The sequence below is a fragment of the Virgibacillus ainsalahensis genome, from assembly GCF_055380755.1.
This window is the reverse complement of record NZ_AP043943.1, coordinates 173,969-200,810: the sequence shown is the minus strand read 5'-3', so window position 1 is coordinate 200,810 and position 26,842 is coordinate 173,969. Positions and strand designations below refer to the sequence as shown.

Genomic DNA, 26,842 nt, shown 5'->3' with positions numbered 1-26,842 from the left:
TCATAGTAAAATTAAGATTGGTTTGCATATACTTAACATCGGCTTAAAAATCAGCCAGATGTTTCGTAATTAAAGGAGAAATTATAAATGGCTAAGAATCATTTAACACAAACGAGGGTAGTCCGAAAAAAGCATAAAAAGAAATTGCGTAAACGGGTATTTTTTATTCTTATACCATTCATCGCATTTATGGCAGCATTAAGCTATGGGGCTTATTTATATATTAAAGCAGATTCGGTTTTGTCTGACTCCTATGTGGAGGATGAAAGGGAAAAATCGCCACTGCGGGATGCAAAAGTCGATCCGAGTATTGATAATGTTTCAGTTCTCATTATGGGTGTGGATGCAAATAAACACAGAGACAATTCAGAAAGTGCACGAACAGATGCATTGATGCTTGCAACCTTTAACAAGGATGAGAGCAGTGTTAATCTGATCAGCATCCCAAGGGACTCGCTTGTGTATATCCCGGAAGTCGGTTATGAGGATAAAATCAATCACGCCCATGCATATGGGGGACCTGAAGCAACGATCGAAACGGTTGAAAATTTACTAGATATTCCCGTTGATTACCATGTAAAAGTTAACTTCCATGCATTCGTAGATGTTGTTGATGCCTTGAATGGAATTGAAGTGGATGTGCCTTATGAATTCAAAGAATCGAATTCCATGGATGAACGTGATGCCATTCATCTGAAGCCTGGAGAACAGAAAGTAAACGGGGAAGAAGCACTGGCGCTGGCCCGGACGAGAAAGCTTGATAATGATATTGAGCGCGGAAAGCGGCAGCAGCAAATTATGAAAGCAGTTATAAATAAAGCAGTATCCGTGAATTCTGTCCTGAATTATGATGATATTCTGGAAGCTGTTGGAGACAACATGAAGACAAGTATGACTTTCAGTGATATGAAAACATTTATTTCCTATGGTACAAGTGGAACGAACCTGGATATTAACACGTATACACTACAAGGCTACGACTATCGACCTGCAGGAACGTATTACTGGGCACTTGATGAGCCCGCCCTTGCAGAAACAAAGTCAATGCTGCAAAATCATCTGGAAATATCGAATTCCTTAGCGGAGGATGAAGCTTCCGAACAACAAGCAACACCTTCAGAAGACGGGTCACAACCCTATTAAACTAAAAAGCTGCTATTCTTTTAAATAAGAATAGCAGCTTTTTTAGCTTCTTCTATTAATCTTCTTTCATTCCTGACAACCGCCGTAATCCATCCAGCAAGGGCTGTCTATTGTAGATGGTAATCCCCGCTATTTCCGCAATTAACTGTATCCCTAAAATAATCACACCGAATATAAATAGTGACGTTAACAGTGTGGCACTATTGAAGATGATTGCCATCGTCCCGAAGAATATGCTGAATCCATAAATGATTAATACAGAAGCTCGGTGCGAGTATCCCATACTTATCAGCTGGTAATGAATATGCATCTTATCCGGTGTAGCAATCCCCTGATTATTCATGGAACGCCGTATAATCGCAAGAATCGTATCAAAAACCGGAATTGCTATAACAATGACCGGCACGAGAAAGCTAAAGAATGCCACATTTTTAAACAGACCTAACATTGATACAATCGCGATGGAATATCCTAAAAACAGTGCTCCCGTATCCCCCATAAAAATTTTCGAAGGATGGAAATTATGAACAAGGAATCCAAGAGAACTTCCTATTAAAATAACACAAAGCGCAACAACGAGGATTCGAAAATCCATGACCGCCATTACGAGAATGCTAGAAAATGCAATTGCTGAAACACCAGCCGCAAGCCCGTCCAATCCATCAATCAGATTGATTGCATTCGAAGCTGCCAAAATCCAGAATATCGTAAGGACAATGCCTAGGAAATCATCCAAATATACCGTACCCATAAACGGAATCGTAAGCTTTTCAATAACCAGACCTGCAGAAACAACAATCACTGCAGCAGCAGTTTGTCCAATCAGTTTATACAATGCCCGTAGTTCAAACATATCATCGAGCATTCCTGTCAGAAGCATAATAAATGCCCCAATAACAATCGCATTCATTTCCGCAGAAGCAGGCTGTAAATACATAAAACCTGCACCTGTGCCGATAAAAATGGCCACTCCACCCATGCTTGGTTTTGCGCCTCTATGGGTCTTCCTATGATTATCCGGTTTATCAACCACTTTTAATTTTATAGCAAGTTTACCAATCAGCGGAGTTACAAGCAATGCTGTTCCTGCTGAAATGAAAAATGCTATAAACAACTCACTTATGTTCCACATAGTGCACCTGCTTTAAGTTTAATGTTGTATTTTAACAATCATTTTACCATAAATTCCGGGAATGTATATACTAGTTTTCATATAGCCTGAAAGTTAGCGGGGTAAACATGAGAGAACGGGAACTGCAATGTATTGTGCAGAAAAAGCTTTGTTCAAATAAATGAACAAAGCTTTGTTTAACCTCGAATACCTGGTGGTTCTAAAACGAAGCGTTTTATGAAGGAGGCCAACTAGAAATTCATCGATCTTTTAGACGATCTATCGTGCACCACTCTGCATGAACATCCATCGCTTGCACAAGGTTTTTCTCTTTTTTTGATTTTTGATCTGGGGAGATTTCTTTATCACTTACGATAAAAGCCTGGTTGTATTTAATATCTGGAACACTTTCTAATACATAATCCAGTACTTCAGGGGTTAAAAGCATTAAATTGCCCGTTTCAATTACTTCATCCGGAACCAATATATCCATACCATTTCGGTGGATGAATGGATACACACCAGGCGCCCATCTATCAGCAGCCTTTGATTTATAATATGGCCAATGATAGATAGCTATTTTCTCATTTTTCTTTCGCAAATTGGGTAATGTATCTGGAATGGATGGAAGCGAAAAATCTGCCACCCATACAGAATCGTAGGCTCTGGAATGCGGCTGCCTTATAAGATTGGGAACAGGAGATGGAAAGTGTCGGTTCACCTTTTGTACATCCATATATAATTCTTCTTCAGATTCAACCTGATTATGCCACCACTCAAAAGCTTCCCTATATGTTCTCCGCAGTCCAAACTTTATCGTTTTGACATGTGTCGTACTTGTTGCCGTTAAAGAACTTTCATTAGAGAGCGCAATCGATAAAGGTACGTGAGGCTCCACACGAATAACACGCTCTTTTCCGAAAACTTTTTCGATGCGCCATATAAATTCTGAATCTCCTGCGACCCTGACACTGTCCCAACCTCCAAGCTTCGTGAAAATATTCTTCCGTATAAGCAGGGAGGAGGAATTCATCATTAAAAATTTAGCTCCCAATAAAGAGCCCCCATTAATTGGAGATATATTCCTGGATGCTCGGACTAAATAAGAAATAGTCCCAACCGCCTCCGGGTTATTTATTAACTCTATTAATTGGGTTTCCAGTTTTTGCGAATGAGACCAATCATCAACATCATGTATGGTGATGAAGTCACCTGATGCATACTGTAATCCCGTATTTCTTGCCGCATACGCACCTTCATTTTTTTCTTTTCTTATCAGTTTAATCCGGTTATCTATGTCAGTATATGTTGTTACAATTTCTGCCGTATTATCAGGACTGCAATCATCTACCACAATGATTTCAAGATTCTGTACCGTCTGGTTCAATAAACTGTTTAATGCGATATGAATCAATCCGGCTGCGTTATATGCGGGTACCACAACGGATATCTTATATTTATTCAGCTCATTCTCTAAATGGGACATAGGGGTATAAATATTTTCCAAAGCTAAAGAGAGTGAATCGTCTATCTTAGAGATTTGATGGTAGCCATGCATATCATATAATAAATTATACCAATTTAGCCGCTCATTCTCATTATTCATAAGATGCGCCATACTGAGACACAACTCCGGCTGAAGCCCTCGCGCTTTAATGGTTTCCCATATTTTTCGTTTTGCAGTGTTTATCTCACCCAATTTTTTTAATACTTTAATCTCAGGTATTGTCCTGTCGAGATTCGGTTTGCTCAATGGTTTTATCTCGTTGATATCTTCCAGTACATCATAAACTTTATCGAATTGCTCTTGATCATAATACCATCGTGCCATACTTCTTGCTGCCCTTATTCTTTCATTCAGGGATGCTCTGGTCGAATGCTTTAAATGGATTAATGCTTCCAATGCATAGAAGGAATATCCTCCCCACAATTTTTCCTCTAAATCTTTGGCGGTAAGCTGTGTTGTCCTTGCTGATATATTAGCCTGCACCTTTTCTAAAGTCGAAGGTTCATGCGAGGTATAGCTTTTTTGCCGCTTCTTTTTAAGTAAACTGCCAACCTTCCGAATTGGCAAACTCCATCTCCATGAGCGGCTTTTATGCATTTTATCTAATTTACGCTTACTTTCCTTGTTTATTCTTTGCTCCTGTTCATATCGATGTTGCATTTTTTGCAGATTCCGTTCCAGCTTTTTTATTTCCTCATCGAAATAAACAGCAGATTGTTCTTCTTTCTTTAAACTTTTTTCCAATTCTATGAGTCTTTTACGTTTTTCTTGAAAGTCATTTCCATTATAATCAATATCAAATCCCACAGTTTTGTCGTCTGTCACTACGTATCCCCCCTATAACAAAACCAGCTATGAGCGATTTTTCCCGGTTAAATTTCTAATTAATGAACCTGCTATTCTCACCGGTGCCATAACCTTCCATGAAGTACTCTGCAGAATTTTGTCATATTGTTTCAGATAGTAGTGTTGTTCCTTTTCCACCTTTTTAATACCGGAATTATAACTGCTTATTTCTTTCTTTAATCCATTTATCCTGGATGTACTTACCTTATTTTCCTGCCTTTTATGCTTTAATTTATTTTCAAGTTTAAAAATATCCAATTCCATTTTTAGTAATTCATAATATTCCTGCTGATCATCCATAATCTTCTTTAAACCATCCTGAATTTCTTTATGATTTCCACATAACTTTTCTAACTCTTCTTCATTTTGGTTTTCACTTTCAGGTGTATGTAATGCATTTACAGGCTCACATGCTTTTTTATCGTTTATTTGCTCTCCCTCCTTACCATAATGACAAATTAAGCGTTAGCGGGATTGCTAAGCGATTCTGGCACTGAATACCTAAGGTTAACTGTCCGGAAATGAAATGCTTCCATATAATTTGTATATGCTGATGGATTATCGATTATACTTATTGGGTCGTAGGCAAATGCTCTCACCTGGATATCTATATAGTATAGTTGGCATTTAACAAATAGAGAGCACCTATGCTTTACTGTAATGCAAGCCCGTCTTAGCTATATTTAATTACTATTAATCTAAAAAACTAGCCTGGTCTTCTTATTAAGAAAACCAGGCTAGTAGATATTATCTATATTGAATGATATTAAATTTAAATAATGGGTTGTCTAGTAAGCCGTACATGTCTTTAATGTTCGGTACTTGTTTGGTTGCCCAGGCTATATCTCACAACGGCGCTTTTTGCTCATGAGGCGCTTTCAACCCACTAGTTGAATAGAATGTAGAAAAAGCTTTGTTCATCTATTTGAACAAAGCTTTATTTATTGCTTACTGAGAAGAAGAGACTGTAGAATCTATAGTTTTCCATAACTCACCATCTCATTTATCCTCTAATATACCTCTCAAACGGTTGATCCTTGTAGACCGGTATTTCAAGATATAACGTATATGCATCGAGCTGCTGATAAATCTTGTAGAGTGTCTCCATTTTCCCTATAATCCAGTCAAAATCAGGTACGGATTTCTGTTTCGTATTTTCCTTTGATTCGGAAGGATTGCTATACATTTTATACAAGGTGTTATCGATGGAATAATACTTATCCATAATCTGTTCAGTTCCGCCGATAATTGCCTTTTCCGTTGTAACCCAATTCTTGTCAAATGCACGCTTCACGTAATCGGGTTTAACTGTAGCATTGCCATACATATTATATACAATATTATCTGTTTCAGAGGTAATACCCGGTAATTTTATTTTATCACCGTTTGTCTGTATTTCTGTATAAGTAATGACACCCTCTTCATTTACCGGTGTCTCTACTCCTTTTGAAATGAAGCCTTCTGTACTCTCCATCAAGGCATGGGAGAGTAAGAACAGTTCATTTATCCCCCATTCATTCCCAGCATCTATAAAAGCTTGCCCATTTCCTTCAATAATTCCTTTTCCCTCTAGAAACTTATTCAGGACGGATGCTGTTACCACGTTGGGTCTAAATAAATCCAGGAATAGAAACTTCATTTTATCATCATTGATAAGGCTATTTGGATTATGCAATGATTCCGGATATAGTTGCTCGTCCTTGATCGCATTCTGCTCCATATTCAATGCTTCATCTAAAGTAACATCATAATTGCTATACGTGATTTTTTCCCTAATCTTCTGTGCTTTTTTTATTTTATCCAACGTAACCTTATCAGCAATACCACTGACAGGCAGTCCATAGTGTTCTTGGAATTTTTTTAATTTCTTTTCTGTACGTTTCCCAAACTTGCTACTTACTCTTATCCTTCCATAGCCCAAGCTATTTAAGTCCCTTTTTAACTTAATGACATTCTTATGTTCTTTTCCTAATTGTAAAGGGCTCGCGAGTAGGTTATTAAGTTTATATAATGTCTCCGAATTTAATTCACCAGTCTCCATCAATTCATAGTATCTTTGAAATTCCATTAGTCGATTTTCTATATCAGCGTTGTATTCATTAGATTCTTCTTCTCCTGCAAAACCAAGGCGTTTAAATGCCCTCATTAAATCTTGAAGCTTATTATATTCGCTCCCAGGACTATAAATAATTGTAAAGACTTCTGCAATCTTTTCCTTTGTCATATCATCAACCAATCCGCTTACCGGTAGCTGGTAATCTGATTGAAATCTCCGAACTTGTTTCTCAAAGTAAGTACCAAACTTTGACGTGGTTTTACTTTTTCCGTAACCGATCCAATTTAATTTAATTTTCAAATCAACAACATCATGATGATTCATCCCTTCTTTAAGGACAAATGTTGCTGGCTCTTTATCTTTCTTACTATTCTTTTCCTCATCAGTGAAATACTGTTGTCTATTATCCAGTAGCGCATTCCCCGTAGCCACAACCAGAACCTCCTATGAATTACCACTTTAAAATACAATTATTATATGAGACTATTTCTAAACATTTCATTCCGTAAATAGTCTATAAGTGCTACAAATGGAAGTCAAGAGTACTGAGGAAATTAAGTCGAAAATGTTGTCGAAAACCTTTATATGTACAATGAAAGTAATTGCATTATGTAGTGGCAGGCGTTAGGTAAAACTGAAAAATTCATCCTCGAACCCAAGTCTGCCTCATCAATCAGGGTTTTGAAGAGATATTGGTGAACAAAATTATATCGCTTACCCCCTCATCAATTGTAAATATGACAAGACGGTGCTTCACTTGTACAACATATTGGTATACCACAAAACATAAAAAAGTCCAGCCCCCCCATCTAAAGGGGGACTGGACTTTTTGATTATATGCTGTATTGGATGATATTGAATCTAAACAGCGGGTTATCTAACAAGTTATACATACCCTTGATGTTCGATACTTGTTTTGTTGCCCAGGCTATATCTGTAGCATACTGAGGATATCCAGGGTTAGCAGGATTCCAACGCATTTTGTAGAGTGTATCCTGGTTGTAATCGTTATGGATATATCGATCTCCGATAAATTTCGCTCCACCAGTAATCGCTGCTTCCGGTGAGAACCATCCTTCATTATACGCACGGATTGCTCCTGCCTCAAGTGCATTTCCGTCTACTGCCCCAATACCAAACATATTGTATGTTACTTTAATGTCAGTTAAACTGCTACGGTTATTTGAAGTAACCAGAACCAGTTTTTGGGAACTGTTTAGACCAACTTCAATTCCGTTAGCCAAGTCTGAATCCCCATTGCCTGTTTCATGCATGGCATGGGAAATGAGGTATATTTCATTGACAGCATGCTTGTTGCCACCTTCAATGAAAGCCTGACCCTTTCCTGCTAAAACGCCTTTTCCTGCTAGTACATTATTTAATGATTCAGCAGATACTCCCGCACTTGATGACAACTCCAAGTGCTGAAAGATATCATTATTGTTGGGATTTAGGTATTCTTTAACGTCCTGACGGGTTGGATTTCTCCATTTACCATAGGATATTTCATGCCAATTATCCCCTTGATTTATAATAGTTACTGTTGAACCACTTGGAAGAACGCCGTAGATATGACTATTCGCGTTTCTTTCTGCTCTTACATTTAATGCGTCTGTTGCTGTAGCGGATATGATATTGGCATCCACTAAAGAAGTGTGAGCATATAAGGTTTCCCCATTATAATTGATTTCATACCATTTCGTACTTCCTGCATGAAGGTCTCCCTCTACTTCTCTAGTAATCTTAACAACAGTACCACCATCCAATGTTTGCGCAACATTATCACCAAATCCCGGTGCTGAACGTACATTCACCCTTGATCCTGAAATCGCATCATATTCCGTAATGTTAACATAGCTGCCATGAACATAGGCAGGGTCATTTCGATATGCGTCTGTTTGCTGCAATTGATTCATTTGAATGTTTAGTGCTTCTTCTAGTGTGATGTCATAATTTGTGTACGTGTAAACCTCTCTGGAGGCTACCACTTCTTCAAGAACATTTAATGTAATTCTTTCTGCAATACCGCTGACAGGCAAATTATAATCTGTCTGGAATTCCTTCAATCGCGTTTCTGTCCAATCACCAAAATAATTGGTTTCCAGAATTCCATCATAGCCAATACGATTAAGATTTTCTTTTAACTCAATAATATCATTATGCCTATTGCCTTTCTGCAAGGGACTGTTTTCGATACTGGTAATCCTGTTTAATGTTTCCAAATCAGCTTTCCCAGTAGCATTTATCCCATTGTACGCCTGGAATGCCCTTACACGCTGTTCTGTAAAATTACCATACAATTCAGTAACAGTGATACTGCCAAATCCCAGGTTGTTCAAACTATTTTTCAGCTTTATGATACTATCATGTCTGGAACCCTGTTGAAAAACGTGATCGAATACTTCATTTACTTTATCTATCGAATTAGCTTCAGCGATTCCACTTACAGGGAGGCCTTGATCTTCCTGAAAATCCTCCATTCTGCTTTCTGTAAAAGACCCGAAATAATTAGTGACAGTAATGTTTCCATAACCAAGCCAGTTTAGTTTTTGTTTTAATGAAATTATCTCATCATCTCTCTTCCCTTTTTGGAGAGGCGCATCCAACATTTCATCAATTTTATCGAACGTGACTCTATCGACAGTACCATTTACATTTAAACCGTAATATTCCTGGAATTCACGTACTTTCTGTTCCGAATAATTTCCGAAATACTCGGTCACAGTTATGTACCCAAACCCTAAACGGTTTAGATCTTCCTTCATGCCAATCATTGCCGGATGCCTGTCACCTTGCTGGAAACCTTCTGTCATAAGCTCGTTGACCTTCGAAAATGTGATTTCATCTGCTATTCCATTAACAACTAATCCATGATCCTTCTGAAAGTCTCTTATTTTCTCATCAGTATAGGATCCATATAGCGTGCTGACAAGTATATTCCCATAGCCTAAACGATTCAGATCTTCTTTTAAGGAAATAGTATCTTCATGACGGTTTCCTTCCTGGAAGGGACTTGCGATTAAATCATTGACCTTTTGCATTGTAACTTCATCTGCTATTCCATTTACTCTCAATCCGTAATAATCTTGAAAATCCTTCACTTTTCTTTCCGAGAAATTCCCGAAATAGCTTGTAACAGTGATATTTCCAAATCCTAAGCGATTCAGGTCTTCTTTTAAGGAAATGGTATCCTCATGACGTTTTCCCTGTTGGAAAGGGTTGTTGTATACTTCATCTAATTTATCCAGGGTTTCGGCATTTGTTTTACCTGTTACGCCTATTCCATAATAATCCTGGAATTGTTCCACCCTTTTCTCCGTAAATGAACCATAATAATCGGTGACTGTAATTCCTCCAAAGCCTACATCATTCAGCTTTTCCTTCACACCGCTAATAGAATGTTGTCTATCTCCCTGCTGATATCCATTTTCCATTAGCTCATCTAATTTCATGCGTGTAATGGATTCTGCAATCCCATTGTCTTTTAGACTATGGAACCTTTGGAGTTCTTTCACTCTTCGTTCTGTAAAATCACCGAAGTAATTTGTAACGGTAATCCCACCGAACCCCATACGATTCAGCTTATTTTTCAATGTGACGATATCATCGTGACGATTACCGACTTGAAAAGGGCTGTTAACGACGTCATCCAGTTTCTGTAACGTACTGCTGTCGACTTTTCCTGTTACCGATAAACCGTAGTTTTCCTGAAATTCCTCTACCCTTTGCTCTGTAAATGAGCCGTAATAGTCCGTTACGAGAATACCTGAAAAGCCAATAGCATTCAGTTTTTCCTTCATATCAGCAATGTCTTCATGTCTGTCTCCTTGCTGAAATGCATTTTCGTTTTTAACAGAGAATGTCATCATCTTATTTTTTTCTAGTTCTTTTGCCTCTTTAGATTTAGATTCTTCTTGTTCTTCCTTTGAATCTGGGTCAGCTATTTCTTCGGTGTCTTCTCCCGTTTGTTCTTCCTCTGATTCCGGTTCAGATGTTTCTTCGCTGCTTTCTTCTGTTGGTTCTTCCTCTGATCCCGGTTCAGATGTTTCTTCGCTGCTTTCTTCTGTTGGTTCTTCCTCTGATCCCGGTTCAACTGTTCCTTCGGTATCTTCTACCGTTTGTTCTTCCTCTAATTCCGACTCAGATGATTCTCCGCTGCTTTCTTCTGTTGGTTCTTCCTCTGACCCCGGTTCAGATGTTTCTTCACTGCTTTCTTCTGTTGGTTCTTCCTCTGATCCCGGTTCAGATGTTTCTTCACTGCTTTCTTCTGTTGGTTCTTCCTCTAATTCCGGTTCAGATGTTTCTTCGCTGCTCTCTTCTGTTGGTTCTTCCTCTAATTCCGGTTCAGATGTTTCTTCGCTGCTTTCTTCTGTTGATTTTTCCTCTGATTCCGGCTCAGATGATTCTCTACTGCTTTCTTCTGTTGGTTCTTCCTCTAATTCCGGTTCAGATGATGTTTCGGTGTCTTCTGATTCAGCTGTTTCCTCTGATTTTTCTTCTTTGTCAACCTCATCCGGTGTTGCTCCTGCTATCTGTGGACTAAAGTGGAAAAGAGAAAATGTCAGTGCAAATAGAATCATAGAATTTCTTATTTTCACTTTAGTTTCACCCCCTTGTTAGAAAGTTTATAATACTAGTATATTATCTGTTATATTTCCTTTTATTTCAATATTATCCAACAGAAATTTACAACATTTTTGAAAACAACCCACTTGCCGTCAAAAACAAAAAATGGACTGACCCAGAAACAAAGGATCAGCCCAAAAAAATATCATTTATTTTCTTTCCAGACCATAAGAATTAGCAATTCCCTCTGCAGTTATCTGGCCAATCCAGCTACGATTATAATCATTTTTCAGGAAATGATTCTCTGCAGCATTATCAATAAACATATATTCTAATAATATAGCTGGCATGGTTGTATTACGTAATACGCTGAAGTCCGCACTTTTCTTACCCCTATCGTTCACATCAATTCTATCAATCAAGTAATCGTGCATATCTTCCTGTCTATCTCTTGTCTCATTGGATACATTTTCATTATATATATAAGTTTCAAAACCACTTCCAATCCCTAACCAGGCATTAACATGGAAACTCACAAAATAATCAGCGCCCCAATTATTAGCCATATTTGCTCTGTCTTCTAATTCAATAAATGTATCATCCGTACGGGAAAGCTCAACTGCTACCCCATCAAATTGGTTTTCTAGTATTTTTGCGGTTTCCAGTGCGATATCCAGCACGACATCTTTTTCCTGAAGACCGTAGCCGATTGCACCTGGATCATGATCACCATGGCCAGGATCAAGGAAAACTTTAACCACCTGATTTTGAACTACCTGCTTTATTTTATTTAATGTCTTCTCGTCCGCAATCCCACTGACAGGCAATCCATGAGCTGCTTGAAATTCTTCTACCCGTTGCTTTGTAAAGGACCCGTAGTAATTGGTCACGGTAATCCCGCCAAAACCAATGGCATTCAGATTCTCTTTCAATCCAACGGTAGCACCATGCCTTTTCCCAAACTGAAACGGGCTGTTAATAATATCATCAATTTTTGCAAGTGTTTCTTCATCTGCAATTCCATTTACAGTTAACCCATAATGGGATTGGAATTCTTCTACCCGTTGTTCAGTGAAATCACCGTAATAACTAGTAACCATGATACCACCAAAACCGATGCGATCGAGGTTTTTCTTTAACGGAATGACGTCCTCGTGGCGCTGCCCTTTATATAAAAGACCGTCAAGAAGTTCATCAATTTTGGCAAGAGTACGCTCATCGGCAATTCCGTTCACTTTCAATCCGTAATCACTCTGAAAATTTCTTACCTGCTTGTCCGTGAAAGACCCATAAAGGGTGGTAACCGTAATATGGCCGTACCCGAGCAGATTAAGATTTTCCTTTAATGCGATTGTGTCATCGTGACGTTTACCTTGCTGAAAAGGACTTGTATATACATCATTGACCTTTTCAATAGTTTCAGCATTTGCTGTTCCAGTGGCGTCCAGCCCATAATATTCTTGGAACTGTGTAATACGCTGTTCGGTAAATGAACCGAACAAATTAGTAACCGTTATACCTCCAAAACCAATCACATTAAGCTTTTCTTTCAAGTTGGCAATACTTGCATGCCTGTCACCTTGCTGGAATCCTGTACCTGCAAGTTCATTAAGCTTTTCACGAGTCAGTGCGTCTGCTATTCCATTATCCTTTAAACCTAAATATCGTTGAAGCTCTTTTACACGCTGCTCTGTAAAGTTTCCGTATAATGACGTTACGGTAATACCACCGAACGCAGTAAGATTTAACTGTTCCTTCAAGGAAATGGTATCATCGTGACGCTTTCCATTTTGAAATGGGCTGTTATAAACTTCGTCAAGCTTTTCCATCGTTGCCTTATCTGATTTTCCTGTCACTTCCAGGTCATAATTACTTTGGAATTCTTCCACCCGCTGCTGCGTAAACGAACCATAAAGAGTAGTAACTGTTATTCCGCCAAAGCCGATAGCATTCAGTTTATTCTTCAATTCTACGATATCCTCATGCCTGTCGCCTTCTTGGAAACCGATATCCGACACCAGTGCATCAAGCTTTTCCCTTGTTAATGTATCAGCAATTCCATTCGCTTTCATTCCAAGATGATCCTGGAGTTGTTTGATCCGCTTCTCTGTAAAATTACCATAATAGTTGGTTACAATAATTCCGCCAAATTGCGTTCTATTCAATTTTTCTTTTAACGAAATGATGTCATCGTGGCGGATTCCAGATTGAAATGGACTGTTGTACACTTCATCAAGCTTATCCAGCGTTGCCTCATCCGAGGTTCCCGTCACTTCCAGATTGTAATTTCTCTGGAATTCTTCTACTCTCTGCTCTGTAAACGAGCCATAGAGGGTTGTAACTGTTATTCCTCCAAAACCAATGGCGTTCAGCTTCTCTTTCAATTCAATGATATCTTCATGTCTGTCACCTTGCTGAAAGTCCGAAGTCACTTGAAGCAGTTCCAGTTTTTCCCTTGTTAATGCATCAGCAATACCATTAGGCTCTAACCCAAAATGTTTTTGGAGTTCTTCTACTCGTTGTTCGGTAAAAGAGCCATAATAGTTAGTGACTGTAATACCACCGAATTGAGTATTATTCAATTTTTTCTTTAATTGAATAATATCTTCGTGACGATTGCCAAATTGGAAGGGGCTGTTATACACCTCATTGAGTTTATTCATCGTTGACTTACCTACAATCCCGTCTACTACCAACCCATAATTATCCTGGAACTCCTCCACTCTTTGCTGCGTAAAAGACCCAAAATAATTCGTGACTGTGATTCCACCGAAACCGATAGCATTCAGCTTTTTCTTCATTTCGGAAATATCCTCATGCCTGTCATCCATTTGGTAGAAATTGTTGCTTTGTACGGAAAAACGGGTAGCCTTCTCAGGTTCTTCCTCTGCTTCTTCTACGATATTTTCTTCTGCTTCTGTTTCGGCATTTGTCTCTTCTTCCGGATTTGCTTCTTCCTCTACACCCGTCTGTTCATCATATGTAATTGAGTCAGATGATTCACTTTTTTCTGCTTCCTCTTTTTGGTCTGAATCATCTTCGGCTCTATTCTGATTATCAGCCTGCTGTTTTTCGGTACCCGGTGTTCCATCGGGAGAATCCGTTTCTTCGCTTTCACCTTCACTTGCTTGTGAATCTCCATCGGTAGATTCATCCGATGTATTGGAATCATCGGTTCCTTTTTCTTCTTTATCCTTTTGTACATGCTTGGAGGAATCCGTTTCTTCTTCACTTGCTTGGGCTTCTTCCGGTTGTCTTTCTACCTCTGTCTTACTCTCCTGTATTTCTCTCTGTGTTTGCCCTTCCTCAGCAACCTCATCTGAAGAAGCTGATACTTGTGGACCAAAGTGGAAAAAAGAAAGTATTAATAGAAGTAGAATCATAGAATGTCTAATTTTCACTTTAGTGTCACCTCCTTATCAAAAATAGAATACCCTTCTAGTATCGGAGAATCCATGTCGAATTTCAATAGAGAACCCGTAAGAATTTACAAATATTTTACAGTTATTGTCGAAAATAGTCTTTTTTCATATAAAAAGATAAGCCAATATATGACTTATCTTTTTACCGTGACTAGATACATTTTATTTTTTTGATTGTAATTTCTTTATGATACTTCCTGCTATTCTAATTGGGGCGGTTAGTCGCCATGAGGTACTCTTTTTAACTGCAGCATATTTCTTTTTAAAAAAATCCCTTTCCTTTTGGACTGCTGCCACTTTTTTCCGATAAGTATTTCTTTCTTTCAATGCTGCTTTATATTTCTTGTATTTAATCTTCCTCTCTTCTGGTATTTCCAGCTTATTCCTTAGAATATATTTATAATAGTTACTTCTTAAATACGCTACTTCTGCGATTACCGCTGAAGTATCAGGCCCGTCATTTACTTCAAAAAGATATAATTTACCATCCTGACCAATCCCGATATCCATTCCAAGTGACATAATATGGGTTCCTCTTAGCTGTTCCACTCTATAAGGTAAGGTGACTGCCAATTCATTTAGCTTTTTATTAATCTCTTTCCATTGTTCACCAAAATTAGCCTTCAGAAATGGTTCGGGGTTCGCAATACCTCCACCTTGATTAACATTGGAGATGACTTTTTGTCCGATACCAATTCTAATATAATTTCTGGCACTTACCCATTTGCCTTCCTGATCCTTCTCTACATGGATACGGCAATCGAATGGATCGCCCTGCAGTGTTCTGGAGGAAACATATTGTTGGAGAATGTAGCCTTTATGTTCAATCGATTCCTTAAAAAACCCGGCTAACTCTTCCTTATTCAACACTCGTTTTTCCTTATTGTACCCAAGCGTATACTTCTCCCCCTCTGCTTCCAATACATATATTCCCCTACCACGAAGACCTTTAATCGGTTTGAGTACAATTTTAGAGTACTTTTTTAAAGAATCATGCATTTCATCTAAACTGGTTAATTTATATGTCGGAATTACCAGATGTGAAAACTCAGGGTCTTTCTTTAATAAATTCTGTAACCTTTGCTTGGTTAAAACATTTGTCCGATCATCTGACAAAAAGGTTTTATCCTTCAAATAATCGGTTATCTCTTTATTCTTTCTCTTAAAACAATAAGGGGCGATATCTATGAAAGGCGGTATGTTTGTTTCTTTTTCGACCCATTTGTTATTGATCAGCATCTTACCTTTGACTGTATCATTCTCTATATTTACATCCTTTGATCTTAAGTAAATGACGTCAATATTATAAGACTTGCTGATTAAAGTTGTAAATTTAGCCAGTTTGGTTGGCTTATTAAAGTTTGTCATTATACCAACAAGCATATTTTCTGTACTCCTTTGATGTAACAAAACAAAATATCAATTTTTAGAAAGTAAATAGCTTTTTATAATCAGGAAATTATTTCAAAGCCTAATTTGAACGGTTTATCCCCTATCTCAACTTCTTTTTCCTTAACTAATTCAACCTTCGACTTTTTCGATCCTTTATAGCAAATGTCAATAAACTTGTCCAACACCTGCTTATCTATTCCCATTACCACGATTTCAATTTCCTTATCACCGCGTTTTCTTGAATATCCTTGCAGGCCGTTCTTTAACGCTTGTCTTCTAATGAAATTCATGTAACCTACTTTTTGAACCTTCCCGGATGCATTGAACTGTTTCGCATATATTTTTTCCTCAGGAATCGAAGCTATTGTAACTTCATTCGCTGCCCATGTCCGTAATGGCTCAATAACACTATGATAATCAAAATAGAAAGGGGACTTTTTCAAGCCGGCAGTATCCGGAAAATAATAATCAATTATGGCACCAGGGACATCCTTCGCCTTTCCTTCCCAAGGGAATACATGAAATCCTATCTCTGCGGTTGCATTCACTTCCAGCACGACACCTTTTTCGCCTGCTTCCGGATCTACGATGATATCTACGCCAGCATGCGGAATGGAGGGTAAAGCTTTTAAGGTATCAACAGCAATCTGTTTCACTTCTTTCGATAACTCGTCCGTAGCTTCCAGCGGATCTCCTCCCGCGGAAAGGTTACTCTTCTCCCTTAGGCTTAGTGTTTCACCATCAGCAAGTATACTATCCATTTCTAAATCATTATTTTTTAAAGCTAACTTTATTTCATAGTCCACTTTTATCGGTTTAGGGTTAAGGTAAGGATTATTTTTTCTCTCTTTGTTCTTCATCTTTATTAGTTTATCAATAGAATGGACTCCGTCTCCCTGGATATTGGCTGGAACCCTATTGGTTGCACCTATTACCTTATCTCCTACAACGTATATACGATACTCTTTTCCATGATAATGCTTTTCCAAAATAAGTTCGTTATATCTAAATCTGGTACGAAACTCATTTCGTGCATTCTGAAGTTCTTCCTTATTTCTTATATTTGTAAACACACCTTTTCCCATGCTTCCATTAACAGGTTTTATAACAACAGGAAAACCAATGTCTTCAGCATAATCAAACATCTTAGAATCATCCATTTGAAAAATTCCCCCTTTTGGTACAGGGACATCTTTTTCAGCAATAAGACTTTTTGTTTTTTCTTTATCCTGACAAATACGAACAGTGTTATTTGCTACTTTATCCCCTCTTGATCTGAAAAAGTAGTGCGTGTTCGTACCGGAACTCAGAGAAAAGAACTTCCCTTGAGTGCTGCTGTTCATCCGATCCAGCTTGCACATGCTTGTTTCATCCTTATACCACGTCAGCTTCAACCCTCTTCTCCAACCTTCCAGCGCGACAAGGTAAGAACATAATTTAAAACCTGAAATATCTGCTACAACATCTTTAGGTAAGTTGGACATCAACTCAACATTCATTCTCTTCATGGGAATTCTCCTTAGATTAAATTACATGCATTTATTTTTCAAAAAGCTATTATCTCATTTACTGTCAAACATTCATACTCTTATTAATAAGTATACAAAGAGAAAGCAGCTAAAATCAATTTGCTAAGCGTTATGAAACACAAATGAAATATTGTAGTAATATTAAAGGCTGCTGGAAAAAATCCAGCAGCCTTCGTCTATTTTTCTTTATAAAGTTATCTTTTTTTTGTAATAGAACCTTTAATTTTTCGGACGGGCTTAGTTATGCGCCAAGACATACTGTTTTCCATCCCTTTATATTCTTTCTCATAATACGCTTTCTGTTTTTGCAAATCATTATATTCCTTTTTCAGTTTATTATATTCTGATTGAATATGTTCCATATTGTTTTTAAGCGTTTCTACTTCATGCTCGACTTTCTTTAATTTGGCTTTTTCATTATTTCTACTTTGCTCCAGTTCAAAACCCATTTTAATTTCTTTATTCCAACTATAGTTTTTTACTTCTTTGACTTTCGCCTTTTTCGGACCCCTGGCACACATCTTTTTAAATTTTTTCACTTTCTCTTCATCTTCACTGGCAACAACAACTTCCACGTCGCCATTAGCTAAATTCTTCGCATAACCATGAAGTTCCCATACTGTTGCCTTTTTTCTGATCCAACTTCGGTAGCCGACCTTTTGGACCTTTCCGGATATGATATATTTTTTTCCATGAATCGGTGTATCTGGTAAAGACTTTACCTCTACAAAGTTTGTATAATTTTGTTTTAGCATATCTACTATATTCAGGAAATCAAAATACATATTTGAATGGGCCAAAGATTTCCCTTTTGTTTCAGGGAAATAGAAATCCATTAGATATTCCCCTATGTTTCTTGGTTGACCCTCTGTTGGGAACATATGCATGGAAATATTTGCTGAAGCATTTACTTCCAATACAATAGCTTCCTTACCGTCATAAAGCATATCAATACTACCATGGATAATATCCGGGAGAGCAGCTAGCGTGTCTACTGCTGTTTGTTTAATATGGTCTTGAATTTCATCCGTTATATCGTATAAGTCTACCCCTTGATCCATGGTACTTTTATTCTTGACCAATATAGTTTTTCCATCCTCCAGAACATCCTGTAGTTGATAATTACTTTTATTTAATACCTCATGAACTTCCTCATCAATCTTTATCAATCTTGCTGCAAGGTAAGGGTTATCTTTGCGTGATTCATTTTTTTGTTTGATAAGTTCCTCAATAGTATCTTTGCCATTGCCGGTTACTTTAGCAGGCTCTCTTCTTAATGCTGCTACTGCCACTCCATCTACAACATATAACCGTATGTCGTCACCTTCAAAATATTTTTCAAGTATCACACTTTTATATCCTAATGTTTTTCTGACATACTTCAAGGATTTGGCTAGTTCTGTCTCATTTTGAATATTAAGCATTACACCCTTACTAAGGGATCCATAGGTTGGCTTTATTATAATTGGAAAGCCAATTTGCCGACCTTCTTTTATTATATCTTCATCTGTGTGGGAACGATCGAATTCCAAACTAGGCATTAATGGTATCTTATGTTTAATTAAACAGTCTTTTGTTTTTTGTTTGCTTTGAGCCACCTTGACAGCTTCATTTGAAACCCGATCTCCCCTTGACTGGTTGAAATAATGTATTTTATCATCAGAAGTAAGTGAATAATTTCTTCCCATAATCTTTTTTCCCTGTGTATGAATATCGGAATACTGGTTAATGTCACCATAATAAGTTAAAGTGAGACCTCTTCTCCATCCCTCTAAGCCTATTAAAAATGTACATAAATTAAAACTCTTAATACCTTCTGTCATCTTAGGTGTTAATATATTTGGAAACTGTGCTGTCATTGAAATCACTCCATGTCTCTATAATAATTGCATATTCTGGTTCTTTTAAATAGAATGCAAAACATCAGAAATACTTTTTAAACTCATTACTCGTTAAATCTGGTGGTTAATAAATAATCGTAATAAGCAGCTCTTACCATTGCGATCTCACCCCTGGCAAAGGTACCGCCTGGAAAAGAATTAATTTCAAACATATAAAACTGACCATCACTATCAAGCCCCAAATCTATCGCTAATGTGCTTATTTCAAAATCATATAATTCACTAATTTTGTCTGGAAACCCTCTTAAAATTTCGTTTAATTTATTTATATAGTTTTGACCGGCATCACCGAATTCGGCACGAAAAAAACTTCCAGCTCTCACTATCCCTCCACCAGAAGCAATGTTTGAAACAACCCGTTGATTTATACCAATTCTTGCATAACTTTGAATCTTCTCCCATTCCCCTTCACCGTTTTTTTCAAACTGAATACGTATATCATAGGGATGACCTGTTCTTGTTTTTGAATTGATATACTTTTGCATGATATATTTTTTATTTATTATTTGATTATTATAAAATTCCTCAAATTCATTCATGGCCATTTTTTTATTACTATCTCTATATTCCATTAAAAAGGTACTTCCAACTTTCTCAATGGCATACACACCGTTACCCTTCTCCCCATTAGCCGGTTTTAAAATAATCTTTTTATGTGTGTTCATATAATCAATTATATGCATAAATCGTTGAATCGTATATGAAGGTATAAGTAAATGATCAAATGAACCATCTTTCTTTAATAGATTCATAACTTTTTCTTTTCCACCAAAAAGATGAAATGTCAAAAGACTTTTTTCTTCCAGATAGTCTAATATATCCCTATTTCTATGCCTGTATGGTGTATTATTAATGACGGGTGGTATACCAGTCTTCATTCTTAACCACTTATTCTTACGAAGTACCAATCCATTGATAGTATCGCTTTCCATATCAATATCTTCCGGGCCAAAAAACACCAGTTCAATCCCAAAAAACTTACAAGCTATTGCATTCAGTTTCCGGGTATTTGGATTATCTTTTTTATGCCTGTAGTAACCAACCTGCATTTATTTCCCTCCTGATTTGCCATCTTGACCGCTACATCAAAATCAAAGTGCACTATATTAGTATATAGTAATACTAAAAATAATTAAATACACTTGAAATAATATTGAAATGATATTGAAATAAAAAATTAAGTTTACTTGACAGAACACGGGGAATTAGAAATTATATTCCTTTATCAATTATATAATCAAACTATGAGGAGATATTCCAATGCTGTTTCATCATCAAAATACTTATTATCAGTCTACAGAACAAAAAATGATCGGATTTATGAGAAATGCACGCATCCCCATGAAGGTGGCCCGATTACTGGCTAAAACCAGCAAATATAATGGCATCGATCTTGTCTACATCAACCCTTCAGATGTGGATATGGAACGGAAAATAATCAATGGAAGAATACTGGAGGAGAATAAATGGGTTTATAGAGAAGTTCCCATACCACCATTTATTGATATTTCAACCTATAGTTTTAAATATAAAGAAGTAGTCAACTTTCTAAGAGAAAACAGTGTATTATCCAATGAAAAAATCGGATCCAAAACTCAAGTAAGCAGGAAAATTAAAGATGAGGGCTCGTTTGCAAATCTCATTATACCCTCGCTTACATATACCGGCTTTGACAAACTCGAACAATTTCTAATAAAACATCAGCAAATTGTTATGAAACCGCAAAACGGTCTGCGTGGAAATAATATATATATGCTCACCTTGGAAGAGGACGGCTACCTTTTAAGCTATAACAAAAATGAAGAAAAAATCTCCAGAGACGCATTACAAGCTTTTACTGAAAATGTTCTTACAAAACGGAAGTATGTGCTGCAAAAATATATCGCTTCAAAAACAGCGAACGGTGATCCTTTTGACTGCCGCATTCGCCTTGAGAAAAATGGAAAAGGTAAATGGGCTGTACCAATCTATCTGATAAGAATTGGAACCAACCAAAAAGTGGTATCAAACGTTGCCCAGGGTGGAAGTGTAACCACAATGCGCCCTTTTTTAGAAGATAATTTTGAAAAAAATGCAGAAGCATTAGAAGATGCAATTAAGAACATAGGTAGAAAGCTTCCTTATAAAGTGGAAAAAATCTTTAATACAAGCCTTGTATCATTAGGGATAGATATAGGTATCGATCGAAATACCGGAGAACTTTATCTATTTGAAATCGAAACCGGACCAGGATTTGAATTTGGAATGGGTGAAATTGCATTAGCCAAATCAGAATATTATAAGTATATTTTGAACAATCTGGATGATATAACCAGCGATACATGAATTTTTAAACTCTATTCCGTACTTCTAAAATATTAAATATAAATGAATTAAAGAGCAGATTATGGTAAAATTATTAAAATGGAAGCTAGTTTTTATCCGTAATGAGTAAATATGAAAGGGTAGAATTATGCAAATGAAGAAAAATAGGTATTTAAATCACCTTTATAATTATATCCCTAAAAATGCAAATAATTATATGTTAAGTACGTATAGCATTATTCTCGAGGCATGGAGAAGGGGACTTGAAATTAACATCAGAATCATTAAAGAGGCATCAGGAAATATTGAACCCTATTATTCTGTCAGTGATGGTAAGAAGACACATGATTTCAGTGTAACCAGAGGAGATCTTGTCTCGACCGAAGCAAAAAATTTAACTAAAAACAAACGTACCACCAAAGAATATTTGCTTAAAAATGATGTCTCCACCCCACAAGGGAAAGACTTCGATGAATCCTCCAGTAATGAAGATATTATACAGTATGCTGCTGAAATAGATTATCCTGTAGTGGTAAAACCTCTCCAAGGCACAGGGGGTAAAGGGGTAATCGCAAATATTCAAAATGAGGGAGAATTAATTGAAGCTCTTGAATATGTCAGAGGACGATTAAAATCACCACATATTATTCTGGAAAGTTACTTTGAAGGTGAGGATTATCGTTTATATTTATTGGATGGAAAGGTAATAGGTGCTTTAAGACGAATTAGAGCACATGTTATCGGTAATGGTAAAAACACTGTTAAAGAGTTGGTAGAGCAAAAAAATAAAGAAAGAGCAAAGCTGCCATCATTAACCAATCGACCGATAAAAATAGATAGCGAAACCAAAACATTACTAAATCGCAAAAATCTTGATTTGAACTCTGTCATTCCTGAAGATGAAGTTGTTTATCTGAAGTCCAAAAACAATATCTCAGCCGGTGGGGATTCCATTGATATTACTGATGTAGTTTCAGACAATATCAAAAAAATTGCGATTGCTGCAACGGAAAGCTTCCCATCTTTGCCGCAATGTGGTTTGGATATGATGGTTGACGAACAAAGGGACACGGGAGTAATCATCGAGCTTAATTCCCGAGCACACATTACTCAGCATTTGTTCCCGATGAAAGGACAGGCAAGAGATATTCCTTCTCAACTCATCGATTATTATTTTCCGGAAACCAAAAATTATAATCGAAAAGAAGCCAACAAGTTTTATATTGATTATGACTTTATTTTTGACGCCTGTTTGTCCAGGACTGCTGGAGAAATAAAAATACCTAATATTCCTCAGTCACCAATTGATTTAAAACGATATGTTCTTTCTGATTGTGAATATAGCGAATCACTAGCTCTAAGAGTTAGAAGATTTGCGTTCAATAGTAAAGTCAACGGGTATATTAAGCCTCTTCAAAATGGAACTATCTCAATCGTTGCCGGAGGTACAACTGCAAATATTGAGAAATTTTCTAAAAAGTTAAATCGTTATATAAAAAAACTATCCAGCAAAGCGACCCTTAATGAAAAGTCAAGAACATCACCGGTAGCGCATGGCTTTCATATAGAAGCAGTGGACCAAGGAAAACAAAATGGAATTGGAATCAATGATGCGGATATTTATATCAAAAAATATAGTGAACTTCAAGAGGATTACCAAAAATTAGTGTTAAAATTAGCTGAGTATGAACAGAAAGAAAATGTAATGGAGCTAACCAAAAGACAAAATAAACAGCTTAAAAAACGACTTGATCAATTGGAAACGAGTACTTCATGGAAAGTTACAAAACCTTTAAGATCAATTGCAAAATTTAAATCAAAATAACGATAGTAAAGCCGTATCTAATAAGATGCGGCTTTACTTACTTGTATTTTATTCTAATTGAATTATTTTAGCTCGATTTCTGGCATCCAGCTTTTAAATCTGCTACTTAATTCGCTATAAACTTCTAAAGAATCAAACTCACCGTGTTCTGTTTTAATATAAGGATTCTTTTCAATATATTTTAATAAATGGTGCATTTGATACCCAGCCTCTTTATTTGCGTCCACAAAAGTAAGATCAAGTACCGGCTTTTCAACTTTAATATCAGCTGATTTATCGGATTTCTTTACGATGTCTAAAGAAATTGCCCCGCCTATTTGTCTGTATAAACCTTTCTGGCCGGAATAAAAATTACCCAATGAATAAATGACAAATGTTTTTTTACCCCTGGAGTTGGTAATCCACTCTGCGGGCTGAAGTACATGAGGATGATGTCCGATAATAATATCTGCACCTGCATCAGAAATGGAATTTGCGACTTCTCTCTGTGATGCTACAGGCAGTAGAGGATATTCTCTCCCAAAATGCATGGATACAATTATTACGTCCGGTTTGTGCTCTTTTTTGACCCTCTCAATTTCCCTTCTGACTTCTTTTGTCTGTCCCTGAATGATTCGATTTAAAAGGTACCCTTTATTTTTTGGTGGATTATTTCCCAAAGTAACAGCCGTATAAGAGAGAAAAGCACATTTAATATCATTTTTCTCTATAATCCTGAATTCTTTTTGATCATTTTTTGATTTGTGGGAACCGACGTACATTAAACCTGCTTTTTCTATATTTTCAATTGATTTTAAAGCACCTTCCTCACCAAGGTCCATCGTATGATTATTTGAATTAGTGACCAAATCTGTGCTAAAAGATTTCAAGTTTTCTGCTAGCTCTACCGGATTATTAAATTTAGGGAAAGAAGTTAAGCCCATTTCTTCTCCCGCAACAAGGGACTCTAAATTCACTACAGATATATCGCCTGATTCCAGTAACTTTTTTGCTGGCATCATTTTTTTCGTGAAATCATAACCGCCCTTTTCAGATTTACACATGTTATAAATTCTCGAGTGAAGCAATACATCACCTGTTGCTGTCAATTTTATTTTAGACATACAAAACCTCCACTTTAATTATTTCATAACCGTTTATGATTCTATTAACCAATTACAAGTGTTCAAGTAAAATTATTTGGTATATTTCTTCTTCCCTTGGTTTCCCCGGTTAATCTCAAACCCAATACTAACCTGCCTTATCCCAAACATCTCCTGCAGTTTCCCTACCTTTTCCTTAGCCGGTTCCTGCCAGCAGGCATCCTTTAATCCGTCTATTTTCGTTTCTCTTACAACAACCACAACCTTGCCACTATTAAGCTATGTGTGAAGACATGCAATCCTTTTGAGATAGCCTCTTTTCAGATCCATTTACTCTGCGACAGAGACTCCTGCTTAGCCAGATACTTCTTTGCCACTTTTATATTCTCGCAGTTTTCCAGTCCTTCATTTGTCCATTAAGAAACTGAGGCTTTTCCAATGGTGTCAAATCCAATTAATTTAACCGTTATGTTTTAAGGGTGAAATCCTATTTCCTATTCTTCACCACAGATCCAATCTTCCTAAGCGGCTCGGTATATTTCCACGACGTACTATTCAAAATATGCTTGTTATCTTTAACGACTCTGTTTTTTTGCTTTGTTAAATGTTTTAAATCTTTGTCCATTTTTCGAAGTGCGTGCTGGACGGATTTCAGACTGTTTGTGTTATATCGTTCCGTAATTTCAAAACCGACAGTAACCGGCTCATCCCAATTTTCTTCTTTGATACTGTCTACCCTGGAACTTTGAGGATAGTTAGATATTTCTTCTTTGAATTCAGCAATTGCTTCTTTATCGGTTCCTGCTACGATGATTTCAATTTCATTAAATACCATGTTTTTTACATAGCCGTGCAGGTTTCGATCAAGGGCATGTTTTTTCAGCCAGCGATGATAGCTTTGTCTCTGGACCATTCCGGATACAACAAATCGCTTTGCATAGAGATGGCCCATTGGCGCTGGTGTTACCTCCACCTCAAGTGCTGACCGGTTTTCCAGCGGCTCCAGTATATTAATCAAATCAAAATATATTTTGGAATTTGTTGTGTCCATTCCCTCTGTTTCAGGAAAATAATAATCGATAATGGCCCCTGGTATATTGCGGGATTTCCCTTTAAGTGGAAATAATGCGCCACCGATTTGAGCAGTGGGATTTAGTTCGATCACTACTGCTGTTACATTTTGAGCCCTGTTTTCGTTCACGATAATATCGACACCACCATGATGTAAGTCAGGAACTGCTTTGATGGCATCAATGGCAATTTGCTTGTATTCTTTCGGAATTGTTTCTGTAACATCAATCGGGTCACCACCGGAGGACACATTTGTTTTTTGTCTGAGAAAAATTTGTTCCCCTTTTTTCGGGATGCTGGTGAGCGCGTAACCTGCTTCCTGAATAAATTCGAGAATTTCTATATCCGTTTCAATCAGACAGCTGTTTAAGCGGGCATTTTTCTTTCGCTCTTTATTTTTCAACTCGATTAGCTCTTCAATATTATGTTCGCCGTCCCCGATTATATTGGCAGGAACCCGGTTGTATGCGGCGATTACTTTATCATTGACGACATAGATCCGATATTCTTTCCCCTCAACATGCTGTTCCACAACGACCTCTTTATAATCAAGTTCGTGACGGACATAATGGAGTGCTTTCATAAAAGCTTCATCACTGTTGATATTGGTGACAACACCATTTCCGAGACTGGCATTTGTTGGTTTAAGGACAAGCGGGTAATCCAGCGATTTAGAGTAGCTGATGATTTCCTCATTCGTCGCATCTTCTTCAAAGCCTTTTCCTTGAGGTACTGGCACCCCTGCATTATCCAGCCATATTTTCGTATCATCTTTTTCTGATGCGATTTCCACGGCCGCACTGCTAACGATATCTCCTCTTGTTCTGAAAAAATAATGCGTCCTTTTTTCAGAAGTGAGAGAGAAAAGTCTTCCAGGCGGGTTGACACCAAAGATGACCATATCCTCATAATGTTCGGAGTCCCTCGTATACCATTTTAACTGCAAACCTCTTCGCCAACCCTCTAAAGCAACCGCGAAAGCATCCAGCCTCGTTTTCCTGGCGTTTTTGACAATATCATTCGTAAGTTGAGGCAGACTAATTCCCTGGCTCTCATTCATTTCTGATTCCTCCTATAGAATTACATT

16 protein-coding genes are annotated in these 26,842 nt (G+C 37.2%); 3 read left to right on the top strand and 13 right to left on the bottom strand.

The features are described 5' to 3' along the window. Positions 1–87: 87 nt before the first annotated feature. Complete coding sequence (locus ACZ427_RS00895; RefSeq protein ID WP_461178596.1) at positions 88–1,143, top strand: LCP family protein; 1,056 nt, start codon at positions 88–90, stop codon at positions 1,141–1,143. A 55-nt stretch (positions 1,144–1,198) separates the two neighbouring features. Here the strand turns inward: ACZ427_RS00895 and ACZ427_RS00890 are convergent, their stop codons facing one another. From ACZ427_RS00890 to ACZ427_RS00845, 10 genes are all read right to left on the bottom strand, one after another. Further along, entirely contained in the window at positions 1,199–2,275 is a 1,077-nt protein-coding gene (locus tag ACZ427_RS00890) for an MraY family glycosyltransferase (RefSeq protein WP_461178595.1), read from the bottom strand. A 238-nt stretch (positions 2,276–2,513) separates the two neighbouring features. Further along, positions 2,514–4,586 (bottom strand): glycosyltransferase family 2 protein, encoded by a 2,073-nt coding sequence (locus ACZ427_RS00885; RefSeq protein WP_461178594.1) that lies wholly within the window; start codon positions 4,584–4,586, stop codon positions 2,514–2,516. A gap of 27 nt (positions 4,587–4,613) precedes the next feature. Next, a complete protein-coding gene (locus ACZ427_RS00880; protein ID WP_461178593.1) occupies positions 4,614–4,907 on the bottom strand; it encodes a hypothetical protein in 294 nt (97 codons plus the stop codon). 703 nt (positions 4,908–5,610) lie between these two features. Further along, positions 5,611–7,095: a peptidoglycan-binding protein gene (locus tag ACZ427_RS00875; protein WP_461178592.1), complete on the bottom strand. Its 1,485-nt coding sequence runs from the start codon at positions 7,093–7,095 to the stop codon at positions 5,611–5,613. A gap of 401 nt (positions 7,096–7,496) precedes the next feature. Next, positions 7,497–11,261 carry a peptidoglycan-binding protein gene (locus tag ACZ427_RS00870; RefSeq protein ID WP_461178591.1) on the bottom strand — a complete coding sequence of 1,255 codons (3,765 nt, stop codon included), beginning with the start codon at positions 11,259–11,261 and terminating at the stop codon, positions 7,497–7,499. A 177-nt stretch (positions 11,262–11,438) separates the two neighbouring features. Further along, a complete protein-coding gene (locus ACZ427_RS00865; protein WP_461178590.1) occupies positions 11,439–14,630 on the bottom strand; it encodes a peptidoglycan-binding protein in 3,192 nt (1,063 codons plus the stop codon). Between the two features lie 183 nt (positions 14,631–14,813). Further along, on the bottom strand, positions 14,814–16,034 hold the full coding sequence (locus ACZ427_RS00860) for a YheC/YheD family protein (protein ID WP_461178589.1): 1,221 nt from the start codon (positions 16,032–16,034) through the stop codon (positions 14,814–14,816). Between the two features lie 68 nt (positions 16,035–16,102). Continuing rightward, positions 16,103–17,551: an acylphosphatase gene (locus tag ACZ427_RS00855; RefSeq protein ID WP_461178588.1), complete on the bottom strand. Its 1,449-nt coding sequence runs from the start codon at positions 17,549–17,551 to the stop codon at positions 16,103–16,105. A 215-nt stretch (positions 17,552–17,766) separates the two neighbouring features. Beyond that, complete coding sequence (locus tag ACZ427_RS00850) at positions 17,767–19,431, bottom strand: acylphosphatase (RefSeq protein WP_461178587.1); 1,665 nt, start codon at positions 19,429–19,431, stop codon at positions 17,767–17,769. An 86-nt stretch (positions 19,432–19,517) separates the two neighbouring features. Beyond that, on the bottom strand, positions 19,518–20,522 hold the full coding sequence (locus tag ACZ427_RS00845) for a YheC/YheD family protein (protein WP_461178586.1): 1,005 nt from the start codon (positions 20,520–20,522) through the stop codon (positions 19,518–19,520). A gap of 211 nt (positions 20,523–20,733) precedes the next feature. On the opposite strand from ACZ427_RS00845, the gene ACZ427_RS00840 reads away from it, so the two are divergent. Both ACZ427_RS00840 and ACZ427_RS00835 read left to right on the top strand, forming a co-directional pair. Beyond that, positions 20,734–21,798, top strand: a complete 1,065-nt coding sequence (locus tag ACZ427_RS00840) for a YheC/YheD family protein (RefSeq protein ID WP_461178585.1) — start codon at positions 20,734–20,736, stop codon at positions 21,796–21,798. A gap of 127 nt (positions 21,799–21,925) precedes the next feature. Further along, entirely contained in the window at positions 21,926–23,602 is a 1,677-nt protein-coding gene (locus ACZ427_RS00835; RefSeq protein WP_464883496.1) for an ATP-grasp domain-containing protein, read from the top strand. 62 nt (positions 23,603–23,664) lie between these two features. On the opposite strand, the gene ACZ427_RS00830 is transcribed toward ACZ427_RS00835, so the two are convergent. The 3 genes from ACZ427_RS00830 to ACZ427_RS00820 all read right to left on the bottom strand — a co-directional run bounded on the left by ACZ427_RS00830 (position 23,665) and on the right by ACZ427_RS00820 (position 26,815). Then, on the bottom strand, positions 23,665–24,705 hold the full coding sequence (locus ACZ427_RS00830) for a CapA family protein (protein WP_461178583.1): 1,041 nt from the start codon (positions 24,703–24,705) through the stop codon (positions 23,665–23,667). A 72-nt stretch (positions 24,706–24,777) separates the two neighbouring features. Then, positions 24,778–24,945, bottom strand: coding sequence for a hypothetical protein (locus ACZ427_RS00825; protein ID WP_461178582.1), 168 nt, complete (start codon positions 24,943–24,945; stop codon positions 24,778–24,780). Between the two features lie 226 nt (positions 24,946–25,171). Then, positions 25,172–26,815 carry an acylphosphatase gene (locus ACZ427_RS00820; protein WP_461178581.1) on the bottom strand — a complete coding sequence of 548 codons (1,644 nt, stop codon included), beginning with the start codon at positions 26,813–26,815 and terminating at the stop codon, positions 25,172–25,174. Positions 26,816–26,842: the final 27 nt, after the last annotated feature.